Genomic DNA, 18,163 nt, shown 5'->3' on the forward strand with positions numbered 1-18,163 from the left:
GCTATTCCACTCCGATTTCGGTTGCGATATCCGGTACCTTCAGTGCCATAACATCCACGCGAAGTTGTTGCGCCAAATCCTCCTGGTCTAGGTCAAGGGCGCTTAGGACCGTGACCTGCTCACCGCCTTCTGCTAAGAGATCGCGGCAAGTGGCAATGATTGATTGCGGGGTTTCCTGGCTCGGGTAAGCCACTCGCATGGACTTGGCAGCATCACGCATGGCGGCGACGACGGCACCAGTATCTGGGTTATCCGGTTCATAGACGGAAATCGCAGCCAGAGCTGCAGCCAAAGACTGCGCGGGCACTACTCGCCCGGCGCTGGTCTCCGAACTCAAACCGGTAGCAAGGACGATGTCCTCCTCTTCCGCCGCAATGGGATCATCCGGTGACACAACGCTCACCCCCGCAGATGCCAAAAGATCGCTGATTGACCCGGCCGGTGCAGCAGCAAATACCCGGCGAGCGATCGGTGCTTCGGAGGCAGATTCGGTGTGAGCAGGCAACACTTCAAGGTGCAGGTTGGATACCTTTCCTATACCAAAGGCGGTTTCAATGACCCTGCCTGCCCGCCAGGAGTGGATATGTACATTAGCGCTGTCCTCGGTGGCCCGAGCGATAACGAGGCTGTCTCCCAACGGTTCAATTGCTACCTGCAGCGTGTCTAAATCTCCCTCGAAGAAAAAGACCACTTCCAGTTCAGTTTCCGGCTCCGTTTCGGGCAGGCCTGTGTGCCCGGTGGATCCTTTGATTTCTGCGAGCAGAGACTCTAAGAGGATAACGAGACCAGCGCCGCCAGCATCCACCACTCCTGCCTCGCGCAGGGCTGGCAATTGCGAAGGAGTGCGCTCGAGGGCCGTTTCCGCGGCAGCGATTGCGGCGCTGACAATACTGTGCAAGGTTGCGCCTGATTGCGCTGCAGCGTCGTCGGCAGCCTCGGCTGCTGCCTTCAAGACCGTAATAACTGTGCCTTCCACCGGCTCGGCGATAGCCTGGTCCACCAGCTCAACGGCATGCTGCAGGGAGCGGGCAAAGACAGCACCGTCGATAACTGAGTCCACAGTTGACTCGGCAATGCCGCGCAGAACCTGAGACAGCACCATTCCCGAGTTCCCGCGGGCACCACGCACCGCCCCGAGCGCGAGTGAATCGGCGACATCGCCACCATTGTCGAGCTCCGCTACCGCTGCCTCCATAGTGTGCGCCATATTCGAGCCCGTATCGGAATCCGGTACGGGAAAGACATTGAGCGCGTTGATCTCATCGCGGCGATGGGCTAATTCCCCCACGGCGCGGGTGGCCCAATTGCGCATTCCGTGGGAATCCAGCGTGCTGGGGTAGGACATGCGCAATAGTTTACAAGCGCCAATCTATTTCCTGTGCGCCTTGGTCCCGCAAAAGGGCGTTTGCCCGGGAAAAGGGCTGAGAACCAAAGAAGCCGCGGCTGGCAGAAAGCGGTGAGGGGTGTGGGGACTTGATACAGGGGACGTCGGGAAGAAAGCGCTCACACGCTTGCGCATCCCGGCCCCAGAGAATCGCTACCATGGGGCTGCGGTTGAGCGCGCGAATGGCAGCCTCTGTGATCTCTTCCCAACCGATGCGGCGGTGCGAACCGGCTTGGCCTGGGGCTACGGTAAGCACTCTGTTAAGCAGCAGCACTCCCTGGTCCGCCCAGGCGCTCAGGTCACCATCCTCTCGGCCGTTGATACCCAGATCATCGTGCAGTTCGCGGTAAATATTGACCAAGGAACGCGGCGGTTTCACACCTGGGCGGGTGGAAAAGGCCATGCCCATAGCGTGTCCTGGGGTGGGATAAGGGTCTTGGCCCACGATGAGCACTCGGACCTCGTCCAGCGGCATCTGCAACGCACGGCAGACGTCCTCCGCCGGGGGCAAATAGTCCTGTCTCTCAAGAGCGTGAGAAATCTGTGGCCATTGGCTTTCTACTACCGGCGCCAACACCGGTTCCCAGGAAGGGTGGTAAGTGGGATGCATGGTTAAAAACTCAGCCAGCCTTTCTGATAGCTCGGTGTAGTGCCTCCCAGCGTAACCCCGCAGCCGCGGGTTACGGTGCCAATCTTTCGGAATCCCGAGGGTGCTTCCTTTGCGGTCGTGCCGATGAGAGTGTGGTCTTCGCCGCCGCTGAGTACCCATTCCCAGGGATCGCAGCCGAGTAGATCCGCGGCCTGGCACAGCAATTCTTCCGGTTGCAAGGCCTGCGGATCCAAGTCCATGTGCACGCAGGAGTGCTCGGCCATCGTCGTGCAGTCTTGAATCAGACCGTCTGAGTTATCGGTCATTGCGGTCACCCCCGCGGCACGGGCAATGACGCCGCGGCCGGGGTTGAGCCAGGGGGCACAGTGGGCGTCGATAAGCGGCTGCAGGTGCTCATGCCCTGTAGGAAGGTTCCGGCCAAAGCGCTCCAACAAGGCCAAGCCGGCGGCCGAGTGGCCGATCTTGCCGTGCGCTACTACCTGCTGGCCTGCCCGCGCCCCGTCCAAGGTCAAGGCAGGAAGGCTGCCGCCGAGGAAGCCTACGGCCGTGATATTGATGACCAAGAGATCGGACTTCGTAAGGTCGCCGCCTACCAACTCGGCGTTATAGAAAGAGCTATGCTCCGCAATTCCCTCGGCAATGCCGCGCACGAAGGGCACCGGGGTATCGCCTGGCGCGGCGATTGCAAGGAGGGCGGCAACCGGGCGGGCACCCATAGCTTCCACATCGGCAAAATTGCGCAAGATGGCCTTCTTGCCAATCTCGCGCGGGGTAGACCACTCGCGCAGGAAATGACGTCCCTCCACCATCAAATCGGTGGCCGCCACGGTGCGGGAATTCGGCGGCGCACTGGGCAGAACCGCGGCATCGTCTCCATTGAGCCCACTGGAGGCCACGGAGGTAATTTCGCGGATAGCGGCGCGTTCTCCCACATCTGCGAGAGTCTGAGTTAAGTTCACCAGCTTCCTTTCGATACTATGAGCCCTTATGACATCCCAATTTAACCGCACCGCGATCTTCATTTCACTTGGGTTGTCCATAGTGATGGTTCTGGCGGTCCTTTTCGGCGCAAAATACGTATTCAATAACGTCGCCAAAGCACCCGTGGCGGTCTCCCCCGTGGAGTCTAAGGAAGCAGACTCGCAAGCCTGCCGCAGCTTTATCGACGCCCTTCCGGATGAGGTCATGGATAAGCAACGTGCAGATATTGCCGAACCCGTGCCTTCCGGTGTCGCAGCTTGGGCCGCTACTTCAGACGATAAGGTCACCGTGCGCTGTGGCGTGGATATGCCTTTCCAGTACACCGAGTACTCCCAGACCCAGGACGTAGAGGGCGAACAGTGGTTCCAGGTGCGCGATGCCACCCCTGGCTCCAACCTCACCACCTGGTATGCGCCGCAGCGTTTCCCTATTGTCGCGGTGACCGCCTCCACTGATGCAGAGCCGGGCGAGCTGAACGACGCCCTTTCGTCCCTCGAGAAAAGGCCAGCCACCGCGCACGAGGCGCCACTCAAGGCGCTCAAGGCGGGCGATGACCAGATGTGCGCCGAGGTGGACAAGGCCCTGCCCGATTCGGTGGCTGAGGGATACAGCCGCCGCGAGGTAGAAGAAGAGAATACCTATGTGTGGAGCGCCGATGGCCGCGAAGACATCGTTGCGCGATGCGGCGTAGCCAAGCCGGAGAACTATCGCGCCGGAGTCAAGCTCCAGCAGGTTAACGATATTCCGTGGTTCGAGGACACCACCTTGGCCCATGGCACGACCGCAGGCACGTGGTTTGCCCTCGGCCGCGAAGACTACCTTGCGCTACACGCCCCACAAGATGCTGCGCAGGCGGCACTGGTGGAAATTGGCGACGTGCTCGCAGAGCACACGGCCGAAAAGTAGGCAGCGCTTGGGCCTATTTGGCCAGGGCCTGCTCGATAAGCGCCTCGAGCAGCGCCGGGTACTCGACACCCGAGGCCGCGAGCACCTGCGGGTACATGGAGATCGGGGTAAAGCCCGGCAAGGTATTGATCTCGTTGATGTACACGGAGTCCTTTGTAACGAAGAAGTCGACTCGGGACAGACCCTCGCAATTGAGGGCCTCGAAGGCGCGGATTGCCATGTCGCGTAGCTTCTCGGTCAGCTCAGGTGCGAAAGGCGCAGGGATTTCGGCGGTGACCACATTGTCGAGGTACTTGGTGTCGAAGCCATAAAAGCCCTCGTCAGAATCATCGATACCGGCGAGCAGCGCCGGGACGGAGGCCAGCAAGGTGCCATCGGCATAGTGGAGCACACCGATTTCTACCTCTTGGCCTACGATTTCTGGCTCCACCAGGATCTTTTCATCATCTTCTAACGCCAAGTCGACGGCTGCGGGGAACTCCTCCCAGCTATTGACCTTGGATACGCCGATCGATGATCCGCCCCGGGCGGGCTTTACAAAGACGGGCAGGCCTAATCGCTGCTTTTCGTCCTCGCTTAGCTCGGTGCGGCCTTTGAGGATGACCTCGGGCGCTACGGGCAGGTCTGCTGCCGCCAGCACCTTCTTGGTAAATTCCTTATCCATACCCACCGAGGAAGCCAATACCCCTGGGCCTACATAGGGCAAGCCGGAAAGCTCAAAGAGGCCTTGGATAGTGCCGTCCTCACCAAAGGGGCCGTGCAGAATGGGAAATACCACGTCGACCTCTGCGAAGAGCGTGCCGTCGGTGACGTTGTGGAACTGTCCCCTGGCATTGGGATCAAGAGAAAGGGTCAGCTCCGCACCTGGGTTGACCTCCGGCATGACACCATCGACAATTTCTAAGCCCTCCGTGGTGCCAGGCGTCCACGTGCCCTCACGGGTAATACCGATGGGCACCACCTCGAATTTCTCTGGGTCGAGGTGGTTCATGATCGCACCTGCGGATACGCAGGATACGGAGTGCTCGGTGCTACGGCCGCCATAGATGACGGCCACGCGGGTCTTTTCAGTCATGCCCGCAGATTTTACCCTCGACCTACTCCGACTTTTTGGACCGACCCATCAAAGCGATGATCATATCTTCCACCGCCATGCCCTCGTAGCACACGCCATAAACCGCGTGCGTGATAGGCATCTCTACCCCGGCCTGCTGGGCGAGGCGATAGATGGAGTCACAGGAGTAGACGCCCTCTGCGACCTGGCCATTGGTCGCGGCCTTGGCCTCTTCAATCGTGCCGCCTTGGCCCAGGCGGTAGCCAAAGGTGCGGTTGCGCGACAATGTCGAGGTGCACGTTGCCACCAAGTCGCCCATGCCTGCGAGGCCGGAGAAAGTAAATGGATCCGCGCCGAGCTCTACTCCCAGGCGAGTAATTTCCGCCAGACCGCGGGTGATGATGGTGGCCATGGTGTTATTGCCCAGCCCCTTGCCAGAGGCGATACCACAGGCCAAGGCGATGACGTTTTTGCAGGCGCCGCCGATTTCCGCGCCTATAACATCGGTATTGGTGTAGGGCCGCAGGTACGGCGCGGCGACCGCTGCTTGCACGCGCTGAGCGCGGTCTTCATCAGAGCAGGCAATCACTGTGGCGGCCACTTGGCCGGCAGCAATCTCCTTGGCCAAGTTCGGTCCAGACAGTACCGCCACGCGGTCTGCTGGCACGCCGGCCGCATCCATGATGACCTCGCTCATGCGCTTGAGCGTGGCGGTCTCTACTCCCTTAGAAATGGAGACCAAAGTGGCGTCTTCCGGCAAGTGCGGCGCCCACTTTTCCACGTTGGCGCGCAAGGTTTGGGAGGGAACGCCGAACACGACGACGTCGGCAAGCGCCAGCGCTTCGACATCATCATGGGTGGCCCGCACCGCGGCCGGCAGTCGGGTATCCGGCAAATAGTCCGGATTGGTGTGGGTCTCGTTGATGGCCTGCGCCAATTCCGCGCGGCGCGCCCACAGGCGGACGTCATTTCCGGCGTCCGCAAAGACCTTGGCCAAGGTAGTGCCCCAAGAACCAGCACCCATCACGGCAACATTAACCATGGTGTCTCCTCCAAACGTGCAAATCTATAACCCCAACCTTAAAGCATGCCCGACCCCCGTGGGGCGAGGATGCACAACGCGCCTTACCCGTGGGACAATGGGCGCTTAGACGTTGTTTTCAAAACCCAATTTCTGTGGAAAGGCCCCGTGGAGGCAGACGATGCCCAATATTAAAAAGATGCACGAAACCGACAAGGATCAGCAGCACGAGGAGTTTATTTCCGGCCGCCATCAGGAAATCCCGGTAGACCCCGCCAAGGAATTCCACCGCACTACCCTTGCCGCAGGCGCCGTAATCTGGCGCGGGTCCCCGCAGGATCCGGAAATCGCGCTCATCCACCGTCCCCATTACGATGATTGGTCCCTGCCCAAGGGCAAGGTTGATCCGGGCGAGTCCCTACCTACCACCGCAGCCCGGGAAATCCTGGAGGAAACCGGCTTTAGCGTGCGTCTGGGCAAGCTCATCGGCAAGGTAACGTACCCAGTCCAGGGCCGCACAAAGGTGGTCTACTACTGGGTGGCCAAGTACCTGGGCGGAACCTATTCCGCCAATAGTGAAACCGATGAGCTACGGTGGCTACCCATCGACGAGGCGCAAGACCTCCTGTCCTACGACGTTGATACCGCGGTAGTGGCCAAGGCGGCTAAGCGCCTACGCATCGCGCCCGCGACCCGCGTGCTCTATGTGCGCCACGCACGCGCGCATAAAAGCAGTAGCTGGCAAGGCGATGACAACCTGCGGCCACTGGATAAAAAGGGCCGCCGCCAAGCAGAGATGCTGGTGCCGATGCTCAGCGCGTTCCAGCCCACCGCTATTTACTCTGCCCTACCCCAGCGCTGCCAGCAGACGGCTGCCCCGCTTGCCGACGAACTGGGCAAGGACATTTCCATCAACAAAAACTTTGGCGATGAGGCCTGGGAGAACGACCCAGAAGCAGCCAAGAAAGCTTTCCGCCGCGTGGTCAATGACGGCGGCGTTCCCGTCATCGTAAGCCAAGGCGCCACCATTCCTGGCATCATTGAAGACCTCGCACCAAAGTTCCTCAAGAAGCCCGTGGACAAGCTGAAGTTTAAGAAGGCCTCTGTATGGGTCTTGTCCTTTAACGACGGCGAACTGACCGGTGCCGATTACCTGGCCAGCCCGCTGCCCGTGCGCTAGTTTTCCACTTTTCCCGATTTACGGCTAAGGCCCTGCCCGCCACCTGATTCGGTGGACCGGCAGGGCCTTCTGTGCACTCCTATTGTGCGACTACACAGCTTTCTAGCCGCGCAGTCCAAGGGTGCGGCGGACAAAGAGGACCGTAATGAGTGTATTCAGCGCCGGGAACAAAATGATTCCGACGATGGTAAAGCTCAGCACGGCGTACAGGACGGCAATTAGGACGAGCACCAAGATGGTCACTCCAACATTCTTCTTCGCCACCTCGATGGATGCACCAAAGGTTTCGCCCACGGATAGCTCTGGGCGTGCGGCCTTGACGGCCGGCATCCAAGTGAAGAAGAAGGCAGCAAAGAGGCCCGGGATAATCAGTAGGAAAAAGCCCAGAATGACAACCACGAACGACAGAAAATAGACCGCCATGAGTCCGGCGATATTCTTAATGCTAAGGAAGTCCGTTATCTGCAGCGTGCCGGTATCCACCTGCTTATTGGCGGCCTGGTACCAGGTGCTATAGGCCCAAATCATCACGAGGAACATCGCAATAAAGACAAGAACCATCACTGCGACCAGCCCGCCAGTAAGAGCAGCATCAGACCCCGAGCTACTGTTGGCTAGGGCATCAATGGATGATCCGCTGCCCGCTAGGACTGCAATCAATAGCAAGTAGAGGATAAACATCACTACGCCCTGGATCAGTGGGCCAAAAATCCATTGTGCCCAATTGCGACCAAAATACCGGAAGCTATCGCCGATGACCTGAATAGCATCTACATCTTGGCCAAACAGGGAATCGTCTCCCGGATACGGGCTTCCGGCGTATCCGGGCTGGCCGTTTTGCTGCTGTCCATACTGTTGCTGGCCAAACTGCTGTTGACCATAGTGCTGTTGGCCGTAGCCAGGCTGACCATTCGCATCGTGTCCATAAGATGCAGACTCATTGCCGGCTCCAGGGTGCTCTGCACCATTGTTTCCTGAATTGAAGGAATCATTATTCGAATAGGGATTGCTCATAAGCCTAAAGCTAGGGGGATACTTTGTTGCGGGAAACTGGAGAAAGCAATTGTTACCTATACGTTACCGAGTTGTACCCCCACCTCTACCCCAAGGCGAAAGCTTAAGGTTCACGTATGAACGCACGGCACCCCTACAGCCCTTTCGCCTTTAGGACTGTAGGGGCACCGCCGGCCCGCCGATCGCCATCGATTCTTCTGCTATTGAGCGTGAACAGCGGGCTTGAAGCTAGGGCGACGCGATTCGTATGCAGCGATTGCATCCTCGTTGCGGAGCGTAATGCCGATATCATCCAGCCCTTCCATCAACCGCCAACGGGTGTAGTCATCAATATCGAAGCGGTAGGTATTTTCACCCACTGTGACTGTTCGAGCCTCCAGGTCCACGGTGACCTGGGTTTCTCCTGCTTCCAGCTGTTTCCAGATGAGCTCAATATCTTCTTGCTCCATCAATCCAGTAAGCAGTCCGGACTTTCCAGCGTTGCCGCGGAAAATATCAGCAAAGCGGGAAGAAAATACCGCGCGGAAGCCGTATTCGCTCAACGCCCACACTGCGTGCTCACGGGAGGATCCGGTGCCAAAATCACTGCCCGCGAAAAGCACCGAGCCATCCTTGAATTGCGCCTGGTTGAGTACAAAGTTGTCATCAGAGCGCCAATTTGAAAATAGGCCATCTGAAAAGCCGGTACGCTTGACCGACTTCAAGTAGCGCGCGGGGATGATCTGGTCAGTATCCACGTTGGAAGCGCGCAGAGGCACGCCCGTTCCCGTATGCGTAATAAATTTCTCCATCGTCAATGCCTTTCTAAGCGCTTAATCCAGATCTGCAGGGCTAGACAGGTGACCGGTCACGGCAGTCGCGGCAGCCACCTGCGGGGAGACAAGGTGCGTGCGCCCACCAGGGCCTTGTCGCCCCTCGAAGTTGCGGTTGGAAGTGGAGGCGGATCGCTCGCCCGGAGCCAATTGATCCGGGTTCATACCCAAGCACATCGAGCAGCCGGCGGTACGCCACTCCGCGCCGAACTGTCGGAAGACTTCGTCGAGGCCCTCCTCCTCCGCTTGGGCCTTGACCACGGCGGAGGACGGCACGACCATCATCCGCGTATCGGCAGCGATGGTGCGTCCCTTCACCACGTCGGCCGCAGCACGCAGGTCTTCGATGCGGGCATTGGTACAGGAGCCGATGAAGACGGTATCGATCTTGATATCACGCAGTGGAGTACCTGGCTGCAGGTCCATATACTGCAAGGCCTTTTCCACAGTGGCCTTTTCATTATCGTCACCACAGTCTTCCGGATCTGGGACCTTCTCCCCTAACGGAAGGCCCTGCCCAGGATTGGTTCCCCAGGTAACAAATGGGGTCAGCGAGGAGCCATCAATTTCCACGACGGTATCGAATTCTGCGCCTTCGTCCGTGGGAAGCGTCTTCCAATACTCCACTGCAGCATCCCAGTCTGCTCCTGTGGGAGCGAACTCCCGCCCCTTGACATACTCGAAAGTCGTCTCATCGGGGGCAACCATGCCGGCGCGGGCTCCTGCCTCAATAGACATATTGCAGATGGTCATGCGCGCTTCCATGGACATCTTGCGAATGGCCTCACCGCGGTATTCAATGATGTGACCTTGCCCGCCACCGGTACCGATTTTGGCGATAATGGCCAAGATGAGGTCCTTGGCAGATACCCCCTCTTGCAGCTCGCCAGTCACCTCAATAGCCATGGTTTTGAATGGCTTTAAAGAAAGCGTCTGCGTAGCCATGACGTGTTCTACCTCAGAGGTGCCAATACCCATGGCGATAGAACCAAAGGCGCCGTGCGTGGAGGTATGCGAGTCGCCACACACGATTGTCATACCCGGCTGGGTGATTCCCAGCTGCGGGCCAACTGTGTGCACAATGCCCTGCTGGGCATCACCCATAGAGTGCAAGCGCACTCCAAATTCCTCGCAATTCTTGCGCAGGGTCGATACCTGGGTGCGTGAAACCTCATCCTTGATTTCCAAGAGGTTGCCGGACTTGATGCCTTGCGTGGGAACGTTATGGTCCTCGGTGGCCAAGTGCAGCTCAGGGTGACGCAACGTGCGGCCCGCCAGCCGCAAGCCATCAAATGCCTGCGGACTGGTAACTTCATGTAATAGCTGAAAGTCAATAAAGATGAGGTCTGGTGCCCCAGCGTCGCCGTGTTGGACGACGTGATCTCGCCACACTTTTTCTGCCAATGTCAGCTTCTGGTTCATAAACATCTCTCCACACTTGAAATCTCATAAGTTGGGACGTAGATTTCATTGTATGGGAGAGTATAGCGCAGTTTCCGGAATTAAGGTGTTGGATCGAGCAATGGCCATAATGATGGCCGCCGCCAACCACCCCTCCACCCTCAATGAATTATGCGAAACCACGGGGCTACCTCGGGCGACAGCACACCGATTGGCCACCGCACTCGAAGCACACCGCATCCTCGTTCGCACCCCCGATGGAAAGTGGAAGGCTGGCCCAGCCCTTCCCGGCAACCGCGATCACCTCCTCGAGGCAGCCGGGCCAATCATGGAGAAACTGCGCGAACATACCGGAGAATCCATCCAGCTCTACGAGGTCACCGGGAATACCCGCACCTGCATTGCCACCAAGGAGCCGGAATCCGGCCTCCACAACGTCGTGCCAGTCGGGCGCCAGCTACCGCTTAGCTCCGGCTCTGCCGCACGCATCATTGCCGCATATGTAGACATCAATACCGAAGATGCCTCGTTTACCCAAGAAGACATTGAGGCGGCCCGAAGCCAAGGCTATTCCGAATCTATTGAGGAACGCGAAGCCGGCTTAGCCTCCATCTCCGCGCCGGTTTTCGATGGTTCCGGCACCTTCCTCGCAGTATTGTCGATTTCCGGATCTGCCGAGCGCTTCCAACCTTCCCCGGCCCAGAAATACGCCGACATTCTCACTTCTGCCGCAGGCGAATTGAGCAATCTCCTTTAAGATCCTCCCTAGCTTTACGACGCCCGCCTCCGCCTAGCCCCAAGGAGGCGGGCCGATTTATTTCCCAAACCAGAAAAATCAGAGAAACGCGCCCACGCCTATTGAAACCGAAATGAAAATGCGGTTTAATGAAAACACACTGAAAACAACGGGGCTTCCCCCACCAGAGAGGATCAGACATCATGACCCACACCACCCACGAAGACCATGCCCACACCCATGGCGCCGATTGCGGCCACGTTTCCTTCCCACACGGCGACCACACCGACTACCTCCACGAGGGCCACATTCACCGTGAGCATGATGGCCACTGGGACGAGTGCGAGACGACTGAGCACGTTGAAGCCGAGGCGCACGGCGACCACACCCATGGTGAAGGCTGCGGCCACGTAGCGATCCCGCACGGCGACCACGTGGACTACCTGCACGACGGCCACCGCCACGCCGCACACGGCGATCACTACGACGAACACTAAACGCCTATCGGGGCCCAGCCCCACGTGCTTGCCGCCTAGGCCCCTTGAACTGTGGGGCTAGGCGGCCTTTCTATCCCCACGACTACTGTTGAAATCGTCCCCGAAGTTCACACCAGAAACATATCTGCAAGTTCGACAGGCGCGCTCTCTCATTTCTGTTAAAACTGACAGTCAGACTATTAGTTCTTTCCGGTTGGGTGCTACGGTTCTTCGAGTGATTACTAGTTGGAAGATTTTTCTCCAAGATTTTGTCCGTTTGTGGCGGACCCCGCAGGTCTGGGTGATCCTCATTGGTTTGATGATCACCCCAGCCCTGTATTCCTGGGTAAACATCTCCGGTTTCTGGGACCCATACGGAAACACAGAACACCTCAAGGTCGCCGTAGTTAATGAGGACAAAGGCGCATCTTCGGAGATGACCGGCCACATAGACGTCGGCGGGCAGATGATTGACAAGCTGCATGACAATGACAAGCTGGGCTGGCAGTTCATGGACAGGCAGGAAGCCGAAGACGCCGTTAAGAAGGGCGACGTCTTCGCCTCGGTGATTGTCCCCGAGGACTTCTCGGCCGATTTCGTTAGCCTATTTAAAGGTACCTATTCTCAGCCCACGCTGGAATATCACGTCAATGAGAAGCTCAACGCCATTGCACCGAAGATTACTGATACTGGCGCTTCTACCCTAGACACCACCATTAGCTCGACCTTCAATGAGCAGGTAGCGGATTCGGTGGCTACGGAGCTAAAGAACTCCGGTGGCGATTTGAGCCAGAAGATTAACCGCACTGCAAGCAAGACCGCGGATTCTTTTTCAGAGACCGCAGATACGGTAGCTAACTCCCGGAGCCAGCTTGCTGACGTGCATGCCACCATCGAGGATGCGCGCCCTACCATCGCGCAAGCCCGCGAGTCTTTGGGCACGGTGCAAAAGACCGTCGACGATGCGCAGATCGCCCTGGATGAACTTAACTCCATTACTGCAGAGGTCCAGCGGGAAGTCACTTCTTTCTCGGACGATGCCACAGCTGCCTATGTAGAAGGCACGACCGCCATGGCAGACGGCACCGCCTCCGCCAATGCCACCGTGGGCTCAGTCTCCGGCAAGCTGCGCGGCGCACTCAATCGCGTAGGTGCCGCATCTGCGGGCGCGTCGGGAATCGTCGGCGAAGTTGACCGAGCTATCGATCAGCTCGATAAGCTTGCGTCTTCGCCGGCCCTGCCCCCACAGGTTTCCCAACAGATTAAGGATCAGGTAGGAGACCTCCGCGAACGCAATGACCAAAATAAAGCCGTTCTCGGTGACTTAGATACTCTCAACGGCGATACGAACGACACCATCGATTCACTCAATAAGACCACGGGCATGTTGGAAAAGATGGCCGCCCAAACGCGCGATGATTCCCACGCGCTGCGCGATAATGTGGCCGAAGGCCTGCCCAAGCTCAACGCTGCGCTTTCCGACGTCACCGCTACCACCGGCAAGCTTTCCGCCTCGCTCGAAAGTCAGCAGGCACTGGTAGGGCAAACCGATGGGCTCTTAGGCGGCGTCGACGAGCAGCTAAGCCAGGCCCAGCAAGTAGTCGAGCGCTTTTCTGTGGACCTCGACGGCATTGAGGAAGGGCTACGTGCCTCCCGCAGCGACGTGATTGCGTTGAGCAATACCGCCAATAACAATTCCATCCTGCAGTCCGTCAAGGGCCTCAACACCGATGAGGTGTCATCCTTCCTTGCCTCCCCTGCAGAGATGGAAAGCCACGCCGTATTCCCTGTAAAGCATTACGGTTCCGGCATGTCCTCGCTCTTTATCAACCTCACGCTGTGGATCGGCGCGTTCATGCTCCTAATCATCTTCCGTGCTGAGGTAGATCCGCAGGGCCGCAAGAACCTCACTATTACCAAGGCTTACCTTGCCCGGTTCCTTTTGCTTTCCTTCTTTGCCATTGCACAGGCACTCATCGTGTCCATCGGCAACCTAGCCATTGGAGTTGAACATGCCAATGCATTCGCCTACGTCGCAACCGCGGTCATCGTGGGCCTGTGCTACCTGAGCATTACCTATAGCTTGGTTTCTACGTTTGGACACGTAGGCCGCGGCATCGCGGTGGTCTTCGCCTTCATCCAGATTCCGGGCGCATCCGGTCTCTACCCCATTGAAATGACGCCGGACTTCTTCCGCGCGGTACATCCCTTCCTGCCCTTTACCTACGGCATCGATGCCATGCGCGAGACCGTCGGTGGTTTCTACGGCAACCACTATGCACGCGATCTTGCCGCACTCATCGGCATGGCCGCGATCGCTTACCTCATCGGTACGGTGTTGCGCCGCGGCCTGTCCAACGTGAACATGCTGGTCAACGACGAACTGCATAAGGGAGGTCTCGTTATCAATGAGCAGGTCCATCTGGTCGGCAGCCGGTACCGCTTCACCGACCTTCTCTATGCCTTGAATGACCGCGAGGCGTACCAACAAAGCTTGGAGGATAAGTGGAGCATGGCCCGCAGGAATTACTCCCAGCTGATGAAGATCACGGTTGCGGTAGGCCTAGCGTTGATTGTCGCCTTGGGCATCTACTCACGTATTAACCCTGAAGAAAAGGCCATCATCTTCGGCCTGGCCTGCCTGGTTACACTCATTGCGGTGGGCGTTATCTGCTCCCTTGAGTACGTCAAACAGAGCATCGCGCATGATACCCGCCTGGCGGATCTCAGCGATGAGGAAATCCAGGAGCACATCGAGCACCAACAGGAACACCCAAACCGCTACCTCCTAGAGGACTTAGACGAGGAATCCACACCTTCTAATACCAGCGAGACCAAGGAAATGCCCGCCGTTGATGGCGCTGACACCGGAAAGGGAGGCGAGTAAGTCATGAAGAACATTCTGACCATTCTCCGCGATGACCTCCACGCCATTCGCACCAATGTGATGACCGCGGTCATCATCTTTGGCCTTGCCATCATCCCGTTGCTTTTCACGTCCTTCAACGTGCTGGCTAGTTGGGATCCCTTTGCTAATACCAACCAGCTCAAGATTGCTGTGGCCAGCGAGGATGAAGGCCACGAAAGCGACCTCGCCTCGCTAAAACTTAATCTGGGCGATGAGGTGCTCTCACAGCTCAGCCGCAATCACGATATTGATTGGGTCATCACTGATAGCGCCGATGCGGTTGAAGGAACAAAGTCTGGCGAATACTATGCCGGCATTGTCCTACCCAAAGACTTCAGCGCGGATCTCCTCACGTTCTATGTAGAAGGAACCGAGCCAAGCAAGCTCAACCTCTATACCAACGAGAAGAAGAACGCGCTGTCTACCACCATCACGCAAAAGAGCGCGGACGGCGTCATCCAGAAAATCGACGAGTCTTTCACCCGAGTGGTATCCAAAGTCGGCCTTGGCGTCGTCTCGGATCTTGATCAATACCTCAATGAGGACGATACCCAGACTGCACTCAATAACCTGCACAATCGCGTCAACAACGTCAGCACCCGCCTCGATGCTGCAGCTGGTACCGTAGGTGCACTAAGCAATCTGGTCGACTCCACCCTGCCGCTTACGCAGGCAGCGGACAATATTCTCGCCGAGGCTGGCCGCCAGGCTACGGAGACAGACAATGACCGAGGCGAAAACCCCATCGACGTTCTGCGCTCTACTCTCAATGACTCGGCTGGTTCGCTCGACGCTTCCTTGGCGGCTACAACGCAAAGCTACGATGCGCTCTCTGCCCAGGTCGATGAGTTGCTCAATAATGCAAGCAACACCAGCGCACAAACGGCGCAGACCTACCGCACCGCTGCTGAGCGGGTGGATGAGCAAACTCAGGCCTTTGAGGGAGTTCGCGCCTCCATCAAGGACCAAGCCGATAAGGTAGCTCTACCAGCTCCGGTCGCGGGTGGATATAAGGCGATGATGGGCCAGCTTGATGCCTCCATTGCGCAAAGCAAGGCACTGCATGATTCGCTGGTATCTACCGCCGATGACCTTGAGCAAGGCCGTGGCACGTCCCAAGACTCCCGACAGCGCACTAAGGATGCCATCGCTAATGCCAAGCAGGCTGCTGAGAAGGCACGCAATTCCTATAACGAGAACCTCAAACCGCAGCTAGATCAGCTCAACCAAAGCGTCTCGGTGGTCGCGGACGATATTGATGCTGTCAAGCAGGACATCGCAGGCATTCGCTCTTCGGTTTCCCAGGATGACGGGTCGGCACAGCAAAGCCTGGCGCGCGCCCGCGATACCACCGCCGGCCTTGCCGGCACCCTGCGGGAGCAAAGCGGCCGTTTTGCGGACATGGGCCGCAAGATCGATGAGGTGCGCCGTGGCGGCGATTTGGACAAGTTAGCGGATATTGTCGGCAACGATCCAGAACTGCTCGCCTCCCGCATTGCCGCTCCCGTGGCTGTAGACCGCCAGCCGGTCTACCCTGTCGCTGCCTTTGGCGTGGGTATGACGCCGTTCTACCTCACCTTGTCACTATGGGTAGGCGCCCTTCTGGCATGCGTGCTGGTGCATACCAACGCCGAGCGTAAATACTTGCGCAAGGACGAAAACGGGAAGTACGACGAGAGCGAATTCACCCGTGGTCAAGCGTTCTTCGGTCGCTTTGCCACACTCGGCCTGGTCGGCCTCGCGCAGGCCACCTTGGTAGTCCTCAGCCTCATCTTCTTCGTCCAGATCGAGCCCGCCCACCCATTCATGCTCATGTTTGCCGCATGGATAGTCTCGCTGGTGTTTATGCTGATCATCTATTCACTCGTCATCACGCTCGATAGTGCCGGCAAGGCTTTGGCGGTGTTGTTGCTCGTGATACAAGTCTCTGGCTCCGGCGGCGCGTACCCGCTGCCTTTGCTGCCTGAATGGTTCCAAAACGTGAGCCCGTGGCTGCCAGCGACGTACGCCATTGATGCTTTCCGCAGCGCCATTGCGGGCATCTATCACGGCGATATTTGGCGCGAGTTGGGCATGCTACTGCTCTTTACCATCCCGGCACTCATCGTCGGCCTCATTCTCCGCCGCGCTATGGATGCCTACCACAAGCGCCTCCAGAAGGCGATTAAAAAGACGAAGGTCATGGCTTAGCCGCGCTGGGCGGCGTCTCCCCTTCCGCACTTCTTACACCGCCCACCAAGCCCTTTTTTCACGGCTTGGTGGGCTTCTTTCATGCCTTGGGACAAAAGCTCACACTCCGAAGTCACTGTAGTGTGTGAGAGAGCCGTGTGCGCTTCAGTTAAGGAGGATGTGGTGATTGCTCTGGCCCTAACGATTGCTGCCGTGCTCGGCTTAAGCGTGGTCGCAAATACCGCCGATACTGCGTCCATAGGATTCGTCCTCACTGCAACTCTCCTATCACTGGGACTAGCTCCCTTTGTGGGCGATTCCTTAGAGCGCTACATCCCAGCTGCAGCATGGCATCGTGTCTCCCTCTCACCTACCGCATACCGCCGGTTGGGAGCTCCCTTATATAATTCCGTGCTCTCGGCCTCAGGCTGGAATCGGCTCATCTACGACATGCGGGCGCGCGACCGTTCTATAGCATCCGGAAACACTTCTAAGCGACCGCTACGAGCATCAGCAGTAGGTCATACTTGGGGGCTTCTACTCCACGGTGCCACAGCAGGGTGGGCCGCTGCATCCGGAGATTGGCAGGTGCCCTTAGCGCTCGTAGCCATAGGGGTGTTGGTACATCTCTACCCAATTTTGATTCAGTTCTATGTTCTGACCGCTAGGCGAAATTCCTAGCCTGCGGTTTCGAACTGGCTCTACATAACGCCAGACCGAACACCATGCCTGAGGCAGGCAAAGAAAAAGCTGCGAACCAAGTGGCTCGCAGCTTTCCGTTGGTACCCCGTACGGGATTTGAACCCGTGTTACCGGCGTGAGAGGCCGGCGTCCTAGGCCGCTAGACGAACGGGGCGCGTTCGCAGCAATCGCACGCTGTGCGTTGCGGACTTGTTAAGAGTAAACGATGGGTTAATTCAGCACAAATCGCGCGGTCAACGACGGTTTTGAGGGCAGGCGAAGGAAAACGCAAAAATTCCCGAGTCCGGTACTGCAGTGAGGGTTCTTCGTGGCCGAGGTGCGGATCGAATCAGTGGTTATTCCGCAAGCAATCTGTGGATAGTCCGTGGCCGAGAACGCTGTGCTAGTAGGACTCGGGATGGCGCTGTGCGTCGAAGTGCATATGCTGCAGGCTCCTATACTTCGTACAAACGTTGGTGGGAAGGAAGTTGTGGATTATAGCGTTACTACCTGGCTATGCTTTCGGGCTGTGCGCCTTGGCTGTGGTGCGTTTCGCTTTCTGTCACCCGCTCTCCTTTCTGTTTGTTTTCTGCTGTACTTGCAGTCTATGCCTGCATGTGCAGGGCAGGAAGGGTTTTGCGCAACTTCGCGGTGGTCTTAACCCTGGTTTCATTGGCAGGACGCGGCTAACTGCACGGACGAGTCCAATGGTCTGGGGGTAGGTTATAACCAGTTTTGCTTGCGCCGTGATCGGGGTTAAGTAGCAGAATGTGTGTCCGTTCGGCGTGTTGCGGGGCGGGTACACGGTTAGTTACTTCATGGGGCCTTTT

At 57.9% G+C, this 18,163-nt stretch carries 14 protein-coding genes and 1 tRNA gene; 6 read left to right on the plus strand and 9 right to left on the minus strand.

Features of this window, described 5'->3' with window-relative positions; genetic code table 11:
* Position 1 precedes the first annotated feature (1 nt).
* The 3 genes from QP324_RS09730 to QP324_RS09740 are packed head-to-tail and all read right to left on the minus strand — an operon-like array spanning position 2 to position 3,034.
* Complete coding sequence (locus QP324_RS09730; RefSeq protein ID WP_284815908.1) at positions 2–1,345, minus strand: DAK2 domain-containing protein; 1,344 nt, start codon at positions 1,343–1,345, stop codon at positions 2–4.
* Positions 1,346–1,355: 10 nt separating this feature from the next.
* Positions 1,356–1,994: a uracil-DNA glycosylase gene (locus QP324_RS09735; protein ID WP_284815909.1), complete on the minus strand. Its 639-nt coding sequence runs from the start codon at positions 1,992–1,994 to the stop codon at positions 1,356–1,358.
* Between the two features lie 2 nt (positions 1,995–1,996).
* Positions 1,997–3,034 carry a thiamine-phosphate kinase gene (locus tag QP324_RS09740; RefSeq protein WP_284815912.1) on the minus strand — a complete coding sequence of 346 codons (1,038 nt, stop codon included), beginning with the start codon at positions 3,032–3,034 and terminating at the stop codon, positions 1,997–1,999.
* Here QP324_RS09740 and QP324_RS09745 point away from each other — a divergent pair.
* A complete protein-coding gene (locus tag QP324_RS09745) occupies positions 2,982–3,881 on the plus strand; it encodes a DUF3515 domain-containing protein (RefSeq protein WP_284815914.1) in 900 nt (299 codons plus the stop codon). The two genes, QP324_RS09740 and QP324_RS09745, sit on opposite strands and share 53 nt — an antisense overlap.
* Positions 3,882–3,894: 13 nt before the next feature.
* On the opposite strand, the gene QP324_RS09750 is transcribed toward QP324_RS09745, so the two are convergent.
* Together QP324_RS09750 and QP324_RS09755 are read right to left on the minus strand one after the other, a co-directional pair.
* Complete coding sequence (locus QP324_RS09750; protein ID WP_284815916.1) at positions 3,895–4,956, minus strand: D-alanine--D-alanine ligase family protein; 1,062 nt, start codon at positions 4,954–4,956, stop codon at positions 3,895–3,897.
* 22 nt (positions 4,957–4,978) lie between these two features.
* Positions 4,979–5,977: an NAD(P)H-dependent glycerol-3-phosphate dehydrogenase gene (locus tag QP324_RS09755; RefSeq protein ID WP_284815917.1), complete on the minus strand. Its 999-nt coding sequence runs from the start codon at positions 5,975–5,977 to the stop codon at positions 4,979–4,981.
* A 160-nt stretch (positions 5,978–6,137) separates the two neighbouring features.
* Between QP324_RS09755 and QP324_RS09760 the strand changes: the two genes are divergently transcribed.
* Positions 6,138–7,136 carry a bifunctional NUDIX hydrolase/histidine phosphatase family protein gene (locus QP324_RS09760; RefSeq protein ID WP_284815918.1) on the plus strand — a complete coding sequence of 333 codons (999 nt, stop codon included), beginning with the start codon at positions 6,138–6,140 and terminating at the stop codon, positions 7,134–7,136.
* A gap of 102 nt (positions 7,137–7,238) precedes the next feature.
* On the opposite strand, the gene QP324_RS09765 is transcribed toward QP324_RS09760, so the two are convergent.
* From QP324_RS09765 to leuC, 3 genes are all read right to left on the minus strand, one after another.
* Complete coding sequence (locus tag QP324_RS09765) at positions 7,239–8,150, minus strand: hypothetical protein (RefSeq protein ID WP_284815920.1); 912 nt, start codon at positions 8,148–8,150, stop codon at positions 7,239–7,241.
* A 200-nt stretch (positions 8,151–8,350) separates the two neighbouring features.
* Entirely contained in the window at positions 8,351–8,941 is a 591-nt protein-coding gene (gene leuD, locus QP324_RS09770) for a 3-isopropylmalate dehydratase small subunit (protein ID WP_284815922.1), read from the minus strand.
* 21 nt (positions 8,942–8,962) lie between these two features.
* Positions 8,963–10,384, minus strand: a complete 1,422-nt coding sequence (leuC, locus tag QP324_RS09775; protein ID WP_284815923.1) for a 3-isopropylmalate dehydratase large subunit — start codon at positions 10,382–10,384, stop codon at positions 8,963–8,965.
* Positions 10,385–10,436: 52 nt separating this feature from the next.
* On the opposite strand from leuC, the gene QP324_RS09780 reads away from it, so the two are divergent.
* The 4 genes from QP324_RS09780 to QP324_RS09795 all read left to right on the plus strand — a co-directional run bounded on the left by QP324_RS09780 (position 10,437) and on the right by QP324_RS09795 (position 16,673).
* Positions 10,437–11,120 carry an IclR family transcriptional regulator gene (locus QP324_RS09780; RefSeq protein ID WP_284815924.1) on the plus strand — a complete coding sequence of 228 codons (684 nt, stop codon included), beginning with the start codon at positions 10,437–10,439 and terminating at the stop codon, positions 11,118–11,120.
* Positions 11,121–11,302: 182 nt separating this feature from the next.
* Positions 11,303–11,596 (plus strand): hypothetical protein, encoded by a 294-nt coding sequence (locus QP324_RS09785; RefSeq protein ID WP_225747034.1) that lies wholly within the window; start codon positions 11,303–11,305, stop codon positions 11,594–11,596.
* Positions 11,597–11,810: 214 nt separating this feature from the next.
* A complete protein-coding gene (locus QP324_RS09790; RefSeq protein ID WP_284815925.1) occupies positions 11,811–14,462 on the plus strand; it encodes a YhgE/Pip domain-containing protein in 2,652 nt (883 codons plus the stop codon).
* A 3-nt stretch (positions 14,463–14,465) separates the two neighbouring features.
* Positions 14,466–16,673 carry a YhgE/Pip domain-containing protein gene (locus tag QP324_RS09795; RefSeq protein WP_284815926.1) on the plus strand — a complete coding sequence of 736 codons (2,208 nt, stop codon included), beginning with the start codon at positions 14,466–14,468 and terminating at the stop codon, positions 16,671–16,673.
* Between the two features lie 759 nt (positions 16,674–17,432).
* Here QP324_RS09795 and QP324_RS09800 read toward each other — a convergent pair.
* Positions 17,433–17,508: transfer RNA gene (locus QP324_RS09800), tRNA-Glu, on the minus strand.
* Between the last annotated feature and the right edge of the window lie 655 nt (positions 17,509–18,163).

This window comes from Corynebacterium sp. UMB0012 (assembly GCF_030216265.1).
GTDB lineage: Bacteria > Actinomycetota > Actinomycetes > Mycobacteriales > Mycobacteriaceae > Corynebacterium.

Coding starts and splice junctions, on each gene's coding strand:
- leuD (WP_284815922.1), bottom strand. CDS start 8,941: ATGGAGAAATTTATTACGCATACGGGAACGGGCGTGCCTCTGCGCGCT.
- QP324_RS09795 (WP_284815926.1), top strand. CDS start 14,466: ATGAAGAACATTCTGACCATTCTCCGCGATGACCTCCACGCCATTCGC.
- QP324_RS09750 (WP_284815916.1), bottom strand. CDS start 4,956: ATGACTGAAAAGACCCGCGTGGCCGTCATCTATGGCGGCCGTAGCACC.
- QP324_RS09735 (WP_284815909.1), bottom strand. CDS start 1,994: ATGCATCCCACTTACCACCCTTCCTGGGAACCGGTGTTGGCGCCGGTA.
- QP324_RS09780 (WP_284815924.1), top strand. CDS start 10,437: ATGGGAGAGTATAGCGCAGTTTCCGGAATTAAGGTGTTGGATCGAGCA.
- QP324_RS09755 (WP_284815917.1), bottom strand. CDS start 5,977: ATGGTTAATGTTGCCGTGATGGGTGCTGGTTCTTGGGGCACTACCTTG.
- QP324_RS09785 (WP_225747034.1), top strand. CDS start 11,303: ATGACCCACACCACCCACGAAGACCATGCCCACACCCATGGCGCCGAT.
- QP324_RS09730 (WP_284815908.1), bottom strand. CDS start 1,345: ATGTCCTACCCCAGCACGCTGGATTCCCACGGAATGCGCAATTGGGCC.
- QP324_RS09740 (WP_284815912.1), bottom strand. CDS start 3,034: ATGGACAACCCAAGTGAAATGAAGATCGCGGTGCGGTTAAATTGGGAT.
- QP324_RS09745 (WP_284815914.1), top strand. CDS start 2,982: ATGACATCCCAATTTAACCGCACCGCGATCTTCATTTCACTTGGGTTG.
- leuC (WP_284815923.1), bottom strand. CDS start 10,384: ATGAACCAGAAGCTGACATTGGCAGAAAAAGTGTGGCGAGATCACGTC.
- QP324_RS09765 (WP_284815920.1), bottom strand. CDS start 8,150: ATGAGCAATCCCTATTCGAATAATGATTCCTTCAATTCAGGAAACAAT.
- QP324_RS09760 (WP_284815918.1), top strand. CDS start 6,138: ATGCCCAATATTAAAAAGATGCACGAAACCGACAAGGATCAGCAGCAC.